Source organism: Lysinibacillus sp. TE18511, from assembly GCF_054062295.1.
The window spans coordinates 76695-88846 of the sequence record NZ_JBSSFD010000001.1; the positions used below are offsets into that span (position 1 = coordinate 76695).

Sequence of the window (12152 nt, forward strand, 5' to 3'; positions counted from 1 at the left end):
TGTCTAAGGAGAGAAAACAATGTCAAACATTATTACAGAAATTACTAAAGCTCAGCTTCGCACTGATCTACCAACTTTCCGTCCAGGTGATACTGTTAAGGTACACGTGAAAGTAGTAGAGGGTACTCGTGAACGTATCCAAGTATACGAAGGTGTAGTAATTAAACGTCGTGGTGGCGGTATTAGCGAAACTTTCACAGTTCGTAAAATTTCTTACGGTGTAGGTGTTGAACGTACATTCCCTGTACACACACCAAAAATCGCTAACTTAGAAGTTGTACGTCGTGGTAAAGTACGTCGTGCTAAACTTTACTACCTACGTAACCTACGTGGTAAAGCTGCTCGTATTAAAGAAATTCGATAATAATGACTTAAAAGTGAGGGGCTTGTGCAACAAGCTCCTTTTCTTTTTGCTTGTCATCTTAAATAACTATCATCTAAAATGAAGATAGACAAGGGGGCAAATCTCGATGGAAAAACAAGTGAAAGAAAAGAATGAATTATGGGAATGGACAAAGGCACTTCTAATTGCATTTGCGATTGCGGCAATTATTCGTTATTTTTTATTTACACCCATTGCAGTAGATGGCGAGTCCATGATGCCAACCCTTGAAAATGGGGACCGTATGATTGTCAATAAAATTGGTTATAAAATAAGTGAACCAGAACGCTTTGATATTGTGGTGTTCCACGCTCCAGAGCAGAAAAACTATATTAAACGTGTTATTGGACTTCCAGGAGACACGCTAGAATATAAAAACGATCAATTATACATTAATGGTGAACCAATAGACGAACCTTATTTAGATGCCTACAAATCACAAATTACGGAAGGTACATTAACAGAAGATTTTACATTAAAAGACATTGATGTAAAACTAGATGTAATTCCAGAGGGTTATGTTTTCGTTATGGGAGATAATCGTCGATACAGTAAGGACAGTCGTCATATTGGACTTGTCGATCAAAAAGAGATCATTGGAAATACAAGTCTAATTTTCTGGCCGTTTAGTGATATAAAAATTGTAAAGTAACGCATGAAAGGGAGGTCTAACACTCCCTTTTTCTTTTAGTTTAGGAGGAAAAGATATGACTATACAATGGTTTCCCGGGCATATGGCGAAGGCCCGCAGACAAGTAACAGAAAAATTAAAGCTCGTTGATATTATTTTTGAATTAATAGATGCACGTTTACCTCTATCTTCGCGTAATCCGATGATAGACGAAGTGATTAATCAAAAACCGCGTCTCCTAATCTTAAATAAAGCAGATATGGCAGATGAGCAGGAAACACGTAAGTGGGTAGAGTACTTTGCACAACGTGGTCATAAGGCAGTAGCCATCAATTCTCTTGAAGGCAAAGGATTACAGCAAGTGACAAAGGCTGCCCAAGAAATATTAAAAGAAAAATTTGATCGTATGAAGGCACGTGGGATGAAGCCAAGAGCCATTCGTGCAATGATTGTTGGGATCCCGAACGTAGGGAAATCGACGCTTATTAATCGCTTAGCGAAGAAAAATATCGCAAAAACAGGGAATACCCCAGGGGTAACTAAGGCTCAGCAATGGATAAAAGTTGGTAAGGAGCTTGAATTACTCGATACACCAGGTATTTTATGGCCGAAGTTTGAAGATCAAGAAGTAGGCTACAAATTAGCCTTAACAGGTGCTATTAAGGATACGATAACAAATATGGAGGATTTAGCTGTATATGGCCTACGCTTTTTATCCAATCATTATCCAGCACGTATGGAGGAACGCTACGGCTTCCAATTTGTCCATGAAGATTTAGTTGAAACCTTTGATCATATAGGTAAGCTACGTCGTGTTTTCGGTCCTGGAGGAGAAATCGACTATGATCAAGTAGCTCAACTGATCGTTCGAGATATTCGTGGATTACAATTAGGCAAACTAACATTTGACTTTGTTGACGAACAACTTGAAAAAGAAGCAGAGCAGCAATAAGTTAAAAACTGTCATACTCACTTTAGCAGATCGTGAGCATGGCAGTTTTTCTTTTAGGAATGCCTCTTCTTGCCGATAAATGATATAGAGCGAGAAAAATAATGATAACTTAAAACGGATGTTAACTCTTCATTTTGGTGATGAACCACAAAAAGGGAATACATACTGGGAGAGACGCCCGAGGCAAATTGATACGTAAAATTAGCGATTAACTTTTAAGAACCAAAAAGGGAGTAAATTTATGAAAACGATTAAAGAAATAACAGCAGCATTGAAGGAAGCTGAGGAATGGCAGGACTGGATGACAGAAGTAGCAACTGATGAAAGAGCAGGTGTGCAAAAGGCTTGGCAAAGCTGGAACAAGCGTCAAGATAAAAAACAACAGTTATTACAGGAGCATCAAGCAAAAGTCGATTTCGATCGAAGCTATGGAGGAGTAAGTGCTTTAATCGCAGGTGTAGATGAAGCAGGGCGTGGACCATTAGCGGGCCCAGTAGTAACAGCTGCTGTTATTTTACCTGCAAACTGTGAGATGCTTGTCGGATTAAATGATTCAAAGCAATTATCACAAGAGAAACGTAATGCCTACGCTGCTTTAATAAAAGAACATGCAGTAAGTTATTTTATCCATTTCCAATCAACACAACAAATTGATGAATTAAATATTTACGAAGCGACAAAGCAATCGATGAAGATAAGTGTAGAATCGTTAACTAGTAAGCCTAATTATGTCCTAGTTGATGCTATGACACTGCCAATCTCTATTCCACAGGATTCAATTATTAAAGGAGATGCAAAAAGCTTAGCTATTGCAGCTGCATCGATATTAGCGAAAACAGCTCGTGATGATTATATGGATCAATTGGACAAAGAATTCCCTATGTATGGTTTTGCTCAGCATGCAGGATATGGTACAAAGCAACATATAAAAGCACTTGAAGAATTCGGTCCAACCATTCATCATCGCAAATCGTTTGAACCAATAAAGTCAATGTTTTAATAACTAGCATACTAAAAATAAAAAATAGGACACCAATTACGCCAAAGAGTAATTGATGAAAGGAGTATGTATATGACAGCGACATCTTTTAATCCGATTCAGATGCAACAAGCTGCTATAACCGCAACTAATCAGCCACTTGCTTTGAAACAGGGACAAGTATTTCATGGTACGATTAAACAATTATATCCAGATCAAATGGCAGAGATACAAGTTGGCCATCAGAAGTTTATTGCTAAACTTGAAGTTCCACTAAAAGCAGGTGATGCCCATTTCTTTCAAGTAACTGGTACAAACCCGCAAACCGAATTAAAAGTTGTTACGGGACCTATGACGCAAACGGCTTCCCAAAGTCAACAAATCAATCAGTTACTTGAATCGATGAATTTGCCTAAGTCAGCTGAAATGCAACAGCTTCTAGCCCATTTTATGAAAGCACAGCTACCGATTTCAAAGGATCAATTGATGCAGGCAGAAATGTGGATAAAGGCATTACCAGAGGGCATTACTAAACTAGATGCTCTACAAGTTATTCAAAAAATGGTGGAGCTTAAAATGCCAATGACAAATGACGTTTTTCAAGCTCTTATTAGTGGGCAAAAAACGACCGGCATGATTTCTGTAATGGAAAACTTTACACAGCTTTTAGCTAAAGATACAGCTTTACCAGAAAACATCAAGCAAAATCTAATGCAACAGGTACAGGCAATTGCAAAACCTTTTGAAGTAGAAACAGGTGGTTTAGTACTAGCCAAGTCTATACAAATATTAACGAATAATACGGCTTCTATGAGTGAAAAGATTCAAGCTATGAATATGTTAAAGGAGGCTGGGATATTACCTCAGCAGGCAACCTTGCAAAACTGGTCAAGTCTCAGCGGTGTAAACGCCGTTCAGCCTAATCAGCTTCAACATGCTGGACAAGTTATTCAAACGATTCTAACGGCACAACCTGACAATACAAATCAGCTTATCGACCAACTTAAATTATGGACAGCGAATCAAAGCTTGTTAACCAATGAACAAAAGCAACAAGTAAATCAACTGATCGATCGATTGAATCAGCTACCAGCAACTAAACAAACGCTAGAGATTTTTGCAAAGCAGATGCAAGAACAACTGATCAAAGCATTTACTGAAAATTCCTCGGAGCGTTTATTTACACAAGACGCCAACGCTCTTTCAGTGAAGGACCACTTACTATCGCTTTTAAAGCATGGAGCAACTACCCCATTACAAAACGACGCATTCATGCGAAATCTGATGAAAAATAGTGTTGAATCGCCGCAATCAATGATTCAGCAGATTGTTACGCAAGCAGATGCCCATGTACAAAATTCCATGGATAGTAAAGCAATGGAACATGCACTGAAAACGGTATTAAAAAATCTAGGAATTAGCTATGAGGCGACACTTAGTAATAAGTCAGCCGATTTACAGGAGATTGCCCATCAATTAAAACCTCAGCTTCATACGTTATTGCAGGAGACACATACTACTCCACAGCTGAAGGAAGCGGCAGAAATGTTAATGGCGCGTATGAACGGTATGCAGCTAGCATCAGGCGAGAATGGTCATCAGCATCAGCTTGTTATGCAAGTACCATTGGAGTTCTTCGGCAAGAAAATGGATGCAACATTACAGTGGAATGGACGCATGAAGGATGATGGTAAAATTGATGCCAATTATGCGCGTATATTATTTTATTTACAAATGGAATCAATGAAAGAGACGGTTATTGATATGCAGGTTCAAAATCGTGTCGTTACTGTGACGGTATTTAATGAAAATGATGATATTATTCCACTTGCAGAACCACTAAAAGCAGCTTTAAAAATAGGCTTAGCTGAAAAAGATTATCAACTTTCAGGCGTTTTTATTAAGCAATTTGAAAAAGCTCAACCTGAAAAAACAACCTCTGTATTAGAACAGCAGGAGGAACATATTGGGGTGGATTTCCGCGTATGAGTGAAGAAAAATTTACTCGAAAAGAGGCTATTGCGCTCACGTATAAGTTAGGACGCTTTGATAGTCCAACGGTAGTAGCAAAAGGAAAAGGTAAAGTAGCAGAAAATATTTTAGCGCGTGCGAATGAGTATAATGTGCCGATTTATGAGGATCCTAACCTTGTTCAATTGCTTGGACAATTAGATTTAAATGAGTCGATTCCTGAAGAACTGTACCAAGCTGTCGCTGAAGTTTTTGCATTTATTTATCGGTTAGACCAACAATATGCGCAAATATATAGAAAAGAAAGATAATTCTAATTTTCGAAAAAATCTGTTTTAGTACACAAAGTAGAAGAAAGTGTAATATTAAAAGATAAAAAACGAACAAAAGACAAAGTGTAGACTTTATCAGAATCTTTAGTTAGAATAGATTATGTTAGTAAAACAATTTTATGCAAATGTTTGATGGGAGGATGTATTATGAATATCCATGAATATCAAGGGAAAGAGATTCTTAGAAAGTATGGTGTAGCTGTACCGAATGGAAAAGTTGCTTTTTCCCCTGATGAAGCAGTGAAAGTAGCGAAGGAACTTGGCTCTAATGTGACAGTAGTCAAGGCGCAAATTCATGCAGGTGGACGCGGTAAAGCGGGTGGTGTGAAAATCGCTAAAAACCTTGACGAAGTGCGTACGTACGCAAAAGAATTATTAGGAAAAATCTTAGTGACTCATCAAACAGGTCCTGAAGGAAAAGAAGTAAAACGCTTATATATTGAAGAGGGTTCTGATATTCAAAAAGAATACTATTTAAGTTTAGTATTAGACCGCGCAACATCCCGTGTAACAATGATGGGATCTGAAGAGGGCGGCATGGATATTGAGGAAGTAGCGGAAGCACATCCAGAAAAAATCTTCAAAGAAGTTGTGGATCCAGTAGTTGGATTAACAAGCTTCCAGGCACGTCGAATGGCGTTTAATATGAATATTCCAGCAAACCTAGTGGGGAAAGCTGTCAAATTAATGTTAGGCTTGTATCAAGCGTTTATCGACAAAGATGCTTCGATTGTAGAAATTAATCCACTTGTTGTAACTGGACAAGGCGAAGTTGTAGCATTAGATGCTAAATTTAATTTCGATGCAAATGCGTTGTATCGTCATAAAGATATTGTCGAATTACGTGATTTTGATGAAGAGGATGCAAAGGAAATCGAAGCATCAAAATACGACTTAAGCTATATTTCACTAGATGGCAACATTGGCTGTATGGTGAATGGAGCTGGTCTTGCTATGGCTACTATGGACACAATTAGTTATTACGGCGGAAGCCCCGCTAACTTCCTAGATGTAGGTGGCGGTGCAACAGCTGAAAAAGTAACAGAAGCTTTTAAAATTATCCTTTCTGATCCACATGTAAAAGGCATTTTCGTTAACATTTTTGGCGGAATTATGAAATGTAACATTATCGCTGAGGGTGTTGTAACGGCTGCCAAAGAAATTGGCTTAGCTGTGCCGTTAGTTGTACGTTTAGAAGGTACAAATGTAGAACTAGGAAAAGAAATTTTAAATGCATCTGGTTTAAACATCGTTGCAGCGGATTCAATGGCTGACGGTGCACAAAAAATTGTGGGACTAGTAGGCTAAGGAAGGCGGGGAGAATAATGGCTGTATTTATTAACAAAGATACGAAAGTAATTGTACAAGGGATTACGGGCGAAACAGCGCTTTTCCATACGAAGCAAATGCTTGAGTATGGTACTAAAATTGTAGCAGGTGTAACACCAGGTAAGGGTGGTCTTGAAATTGAGGGAGTCCCTGTGTTCAATACTATGGCAGAAGCTGTAGCTGCTACAGGCGCGACAACTTCAGTTATTTATGTGCCTGCGCCATTTGCGGCAGATGCTATTTTAGAGGCTGTTGATGCAGAATTAGAATTAACAATCTGTATTACTGAGCATATTCCTGTCCTTGATATGGTTAAGGTTAAACGTTATATGGAAGGTAAAAAGACACGCCTTGTAGGTCCAAACTGTCCTGGTGTTATTACGGCAGATGAATGTAAGATTGGCATTATGCCTGGTTATATCCATACGAAAGGGCATGTAGGAGTTGTTTCTCGCTCTGGTACGTTAACATATGAAGCTGTACATCAATTGACACAAGCTGGTATTGGTCAAACTACAGCTGTAGGGATCGGTGGAGACCCTGTCAATGGTACAAACTTTATCGATGTTTTGGAAGCGTTTAATAATGATCCAGAAACATATGCAGTTGTGATGATTGGGGAAATTGGAGGTACAGCTGAAGAAGAAGCGGCTGAGTGGATTAAAGCGAATATGACGAAACCTGTCGTTGGCTTTATCGGTGGACAAACAGCGCCTCCAGGTAAACGTATGGGTCACGCGGGTGCTATTATTTCTGGTGGTAAAGGAACAGCAGCAGAGAAAATTAAGGCAATGAATGCTGCTGGCATTGAAGTAGCGGAAACGCCATCTGTTATTGGTGAAACGCTTATTAAAGTAATTAAAGAAAAAGGGCTATACGAAAAGTGTAAAACCCATTAAAATGGAAGATGTAGCACGTTGTGGCTACATCTTTTCTATTTCCTTTTTAGACATTGTTTAACATGCTTCTAATGGAACTGTGTTCAAGCGATGTAATTTCTAACTTCCTACTTACTCTGTTTAAAAAGCCTTTCCTAAAAAGTTGTGTCACATTGTTTTTCAAGATTTGATGTTGTGATGTAAATTTATAATGCGGTCATTTAATTTTCTTCTATTAAAAGGAGGTTTTTAAATGATTTTTTCAGTCGATACACAGAGATTACTAGCTTTACATTATGTATACCCATTACCACTTCAAAAACTTCAGCAATTACTGTCCCCGGTGGATATATTAAGTTATTTTGAAGAAGCGCCCCCCTACGAGATTGCAAAAGCACTGCAACTATCATCGCAAAGAGCCTTGCAAATCTCTAGGAATTTTAGACAAATTATGACATTGTCATTTGAAGATGCCTATGAACGGGCCGATATTTCCCCCATCCCTTTTTATCATCCTTTTTACCCGGCGCAATTATTTGAAATATCCAGTCCACCTACTGTATTGTATGTGAAAGGTCAGTATTCTCTACTAACGAAAGAAAAACAAGTAGCCATTATAGGCTCTAGAAAGGCTACAGTTTATACAAAAACTGCAATGGACTTAATTGTTCCACCTCTTATTGAACACGGATATACTGTTGTCAGTGGGCTTGCAAGAGGAGCGGATACGATAGCTCATGAAACTACTATAAAAGTTGGTGGTTCCACAATTGCAGTACTTGGTCACGGTTTTAATTATATATACCCTAAGGAAAACCAGTCACTCGCTGAGCATATGGCGGAGCATCAGTTGCTTGTCACGGAGTACCCCCCATATATGAAGCCTGAGAAATGGCATTTTCCAATGCGTAACCGAATAATTAGTGGATTGTCCAAAGCTTTAGTTGTAACGGAAGCTGCATTAAGAAGTGGTACGCTTATTACAACAGAACACGCATTAGAGCAAGGTAAGGATGTATTTGTTGTACCAGGACCAATTAATGCTGAGCAATCAAAAGGCACAAATAAATTACTATTAGAAGGGGCTATACCAGTGTGTAGTGGTCAAGAAATCGTTGAAACACTTGCGCTCTTTTCTAACAAAAATTGAAAAAAAGTTGCATTATCTTAAAATCTGTTATACATTTTGCAACAGGTAACTTAAAAAAATAAGCAATAGACCTCGCTAAGGGGGAGACATAGATGGCGGATTATTTAGTGATTGTAGAATCACCAGCAAAGGCAAAAACAATTGAACGTTATTTAGGTAAGAAATACAAAGTGAAAGCGTCAATCGGGCATGTTCGTGACCTACCACGTAGCCAAATGGGCGTTGATTCAGAAAATAATTATGAACCTAAGTATATTACTATTCGTGGAAAAGGGCCTGTTTTACAGGAATTAAAGTCTGCGGCTAAAAAAGTGAAGAAAGTGTTTCTAGCGGCCGATCCAGACCGCGAGGGAGAAGCGATTGCTTGGCACCTTGCGACTGCGTTAAATATTGATATTCATTCAGATTGTCGAGTTGTTTTTAACGAAATTACAAAAGATGCGATAGTAGAATCTTTTAAAAATCCACGGGCTATCAACATGGATTTAGTAGATGCACAGCAAACAAGACGTATACTGGACAGACTTGTTGGTTATAACATTAGCCCGATTTTGTGGAAAAAAGTTAAAAAAGGATTATCAGCAGGACGGGTACAATCTGTAGCACTGCGCATGATTATCGATCGTGAAAATGAAATAAAAAACTTCCAACCTGAAGAATATTGGACAATTGAAGGCTCTTTTGAAAAAGGCAAAAAAACGTTCGATGCTCTTTACTATGGCAATGGTAAAGACAGAATTAAATTAACAAATGAAGAACAAGTAAAATCTATTTTAAAAAATGTTAAAGGTACAAACTTTGATGTCGTAAATGTATCTAAAAAAGAACGTAAACGAAATGCAGCACCTGCTTTTACAACTTCTTCTTTACAGCAAGAGGCAGCACGTAAGTTAAATTTCCGTGCTAAGAAAACGATGATGCTTGCTCAACAATTGTATGAAGGTATAGATATTGGTAAAAAAGAGGGTACAGTCGGTTTAATCACTTATATGCGTACTGACTCAACACGTATTTCGGAAACAGCGAAAACAGAGGCAATTGCATATATTGAATCCAAATACGGCAAAGAATACATTTCTACAGAAACGAAGCAGACGAAAAAAGCATCAAATGCACAGGATGCCCATGAGGCTATTCGTCCAACTAGCACGATGCGAACTCCAGAAGAGTTAAAAGCGGTGCTTAGTCGTGATCAATTGCGTTTATATCGTTTAATATGGGAGCGCTTTATCGCAAGTCAGATGGCACCAGCTGTACTCGATACAGTTGCTGTAGACCTTCAAAATGGTGATGTTTTATTCCGTGCAAACGGCTCGCAAGTTAAATTTGCAGGCTTTATGAAACTATATATTGAGGGTACCGATGATCAGACAGAAGAAACAACTAAGCTTCTACCAGAGATGGCAGTTGGTGATCAAGTAAAATCCCTTGAAATCGAGCCCAAGCAGCATTTTACACAGCCACCACCACGTTATTCCGAGGCGCGTCTTGTAAAAACAATGGAAGAGCTAGGTATAGGGCGCCCGTCCACGTATGCACCGACCCTCGACACAATTCAGCGCAGAGGCTATGTCGTGTTAGATGCCAAACGATTTATGCCAACAGAGCTGGGTGAAATCGTACACCAACTCGTACTAGAGTTTTTCCCTGATATCATAAATATCGAATTCACAGTAAAAATGGAACAAGATTTAGATGATATTGAAGAAGGTAGTCGACAATGGGTAGAGGTTGTAGATGAGTTTTATAAGGATTTTGAGGTCCATGTAAAGCATGCGGATGAGGCTATGGAAAAGGTTGTCATTAAAGATGAACCAGCCGGCGAAGATTGTGAGCTATGTGGTTCTCCAATGGTTTATAAGCTTGGACGATATGGGAAATTTATGGCTTGCTCAAACTTCCCAGATTGTCGTAACACGAAGGCGATTATGAAGCCAATTGGCGTAAAATGTCCTTCCTGCGAAACAGGCGAGATCGTAGAACGCAAAAGTAAAACAAAGCGTTTATTCTATGGTTGTAATCAGTACCCTGAGTGTGAATTTGTCTCGTGGGACAAGCCGATTAGTAGACCATGTCCGAAATGTAGTGCATTATTAGTAGAGAAAAAAATAAAAAAAGGTGTGCAAATTCAGTGTACGAAATGTGACTATGAAGAAGCACCTACTCAATGATAGAAAGATGGTAAGAACATGACTGAACAAGTAGTAAATGTAATAGGCGCGGGTCTTGCAGGCAGTGAAGCGGCTTGGCAAATTGCCAAACGTGGTGTGAAAGTTAAACTTTATGAAATGCGCCCAGTAAAGCAAACGCCGGCTCACCATACTGATAAATTTGCGGAGCTTGTTTGTTCGAACTCACTACGTGCTAATGGATTAACAAATGCAGTGGGTGTGATTAAAGAAGAAATGCGCGTTTTAGAATCTGTGATTTTGAAGGCAGCAGATGCGTGTTCAGTACCAGCAGGCGGTGCTTTAGCAGTAGATCGTCATGAATTTGCAGGATATGTGACAGAGGCAGTGAAAAATCACCCTCTTGTAGAAGTCATTCATGAAGAAGTTACTGAGATTCCAGAAGGCGTTACTGTTATTGCCACAGGACCACTGACATCGAAAGCTTTAGCTGAAAAAATTCAGGGCTTAACAGGTTTAGACTATCTGTATTTCTATGATGCAGCAGCACCAATAATCGAAAAAGATAGCATTGATATGGATAAGGTTTATTTAAAATCTCGTTATGATAAAGGGGAAGCGGCGTATTTAAACTGTCCTATGACAAAGGAAGAGTTTGATCGTTTCCGTCAAGCGTTAATCGAAGCAGAAGTTGTGCCGTTAAAAGAATTTGAAAAGGAAATTTACTTTGAAGGTTGTATGCCTATCGAAGTAATGGCTGCACGCGGGGAGAAAACAATGTTATTTGGACCGATGAAGCCAGTAGGTCTGGAAGATCCAAAAACAGGAAAACGCCCTTACGCTGTTGTCCAATTACGTCAAGATGATGCAGCAGGTACTCTTTACAATATTGTTGGCTTCCAAACACATCTAAAATGGGGCCCGCAGAAAGAAGTATTGCAACTAATTCCAGGGTTAGAGAACGTTGAAATCGTCCGTTATGGAGTTATGCATCGAAATACGTTCATTAATTCACCAAAAGTTCTAGAGAAAACGTATCAGCTTCGCGAGCAAAAAAATATTTTCTTTGCGGGTCAAATGACAGGAGTCGAGGGATATGTTGAATCTGCTGGTAGTGGATTAATTGCTGGCATTAATGCAGCTCGATTAGTATTAGGTCAAGAACCGATTATCTTCCCATTCGAAACAGCGTTAGGAAGCATGGCGCGTTATATAACAGAAGCGCAATCGAAAAACTTCCAGCCAATGAACGTCAACTTCGGGATTTTCCCTGAACTACCACCAGGTCGTCGTTCAAAACCAGAGCGTGCAGAGATGCATGCTACACGAGCAATAAGTACAATTCAAAATTTTGTGAATTCACAAACAATTTAATTGCAAAAAGCCTCTAAAAGTTGATATACTCTTAGAGGCTTTTCT

General features: G+C 39.0%; 11 protein-coding genes. All 11 read left to right on the forward strand.

Annotated elements, in window-relative coordinates:
- The first annotated feature begins 19 nt into the window (after positions 1 to 19).
- The 11 genes from rplS to trmFO all read left to right on the forward strand — a co-directional run bounded on the left by rplS (position 20) and on the right by trmFO (position 12107).
- The gene (gene rplS, locus ACVWXS_RS00365) at positions 20 to 364 is read left to right on the forward strand and encodes a 50S ribosomal protein L19 (RefSeq protein WP_010858422.1); all 345 of its coding nucleotides are present in this window, start codon (positions 20 to 22) and stop codon (positions 362 to 364) included.
- A gap of 106 nt (positions 365 to 470) precedes the next feature.
- Positions 471 to 1034 (forward strand): signal peptidase I, encoded by a 564-nt coding sequence (lepB, locus tag ACVWXS_RS00370; RefSeq protein WP_068983172.1) that lies wholly within the window; start codon positions 471 to 473, stop codon positions 1032 to 1034.
- A gap of 55 nt (positions 1035 to 1089) precedes the next feature.
- The gene (gene ylqF / locus ACVWXS_RS00375) at positions 1090 to 1965 is read left to right on the forward strand and encodes a ribosome biogenesis GTPase YlqF (RefSeq protein ID WP_368635475.1); all 876 of its coding nucleotides are present in this window, start codon (positions 1090 to 1092) and stop codon (positions 1963 to 1965) included.
- 241 nt (positions 1966 to 2206) lie between these two features.
- Positions 2207 to 2965, forward strand: a complete 759-nt coding sequence (locus ACVWXS_RS00380) for a ribonuclease HII (RefSeq protein ID WP_456955286.1) — start codon at positions 2207 to 2209, stop codon at positions 2963 to 2965.
- 72 nt (positions 2966 to 3037) lie between these two features.
- Positions 3038 to 4933 carry a hypothetical protein gene (locus ACVWXS_RS00385; RefSeq protein WP_456955288.1) on the forward strand — a complete coding sequence of 632 codons (1896 nt, stop codon included), beginning with the start codon at positions 3038 to 3040 and terminating at the stop codon, positions 4931 to 4933.
- Positions 4930 to 5226, forward strand: a complete 297-nt coding sequence (locus ACVWXS_RS00390; RefSeq protein WP_368635472.1) for an EscU/YscU/HrcU family type III secretion system export apparatus switch protein — start codon at positions 4930 to 4932, stop codon at positions 5224 to 5226. The genes ACVWXS_RS00385 and ACVWXS_RS00390 overlap by 4 nt, the downstream gene beginning before the upstream one ends.
- 168 nt (positions 5227 to 5394) lie before the next feature.
- Entirely contained in the window at positions 5395 to 6555 is a 1161-nt protein-coding gene (sucC, locus tag ACVWXS_RS00395) for an ADP-forming succinate--CoA ligase subunit beta (RefSeq protein WP_368635471.1), read from the forward strand.
- A 17-nt stretch (positions 6556 to 6572) separates the two neighbouring features.
- On the forward strand, positions 6573 to 7475 hold the full coding sequence (gene sucD, locus ACVWXS_RS00400) for a succinate--CoA ligase subunit alpha (RefSeq protein ID WP_368635470.1): 903 nt from the start codon (positions 6573 to 6575) through the stop codon (positions 7473 to 7475).
- Positions 7476 to 7707: 232 nt separating this feature from the next.
- Positions 7708 to 8604, forward strand: coding sequence for a DNA-processing protein DprA (dprA, locus tag ACVWXS_RS00405; RefSeq protein ID WP_368635469.1), 897 nt, complete (start codon positions 7708 to 7710; stop codon positions 8602 to 8604).
- Positions 8605 to 8696: 92 nt separating this feature from the next.
- On the forward strand, positions 8697 to 10775 hold the full coding sequence (gene topA / locus ACVWXS_RS00410) for a type I DNA topoisomerase (protein ID WP_368635468.1): 2079 nt from the start codon (positions 8697 to 8699) through the stop codon (positions 10773 to 10775).
- A gap of 18 nt (positions 10776 to 10793) precedes the next feature.
- Positions 10794 to 12107 (forward strand): FADH(2)-oxidizing methylenetetrahydrofolate--tRNA-(uracil(54)-C(5))-methyltransferase TrmFO, encoded by a 1314-nt coding sequence (gene trmFO / locus ACVWXS_RS00415; RefSeq protein WP_368635467.1) that lies wholly within the window; start codon positions 10794 to 10796, stop codon positions 12105 to 12107.
- The last annotated feature ends 45 nt before the right edge of the window (positions 12108 to 12152 follow it).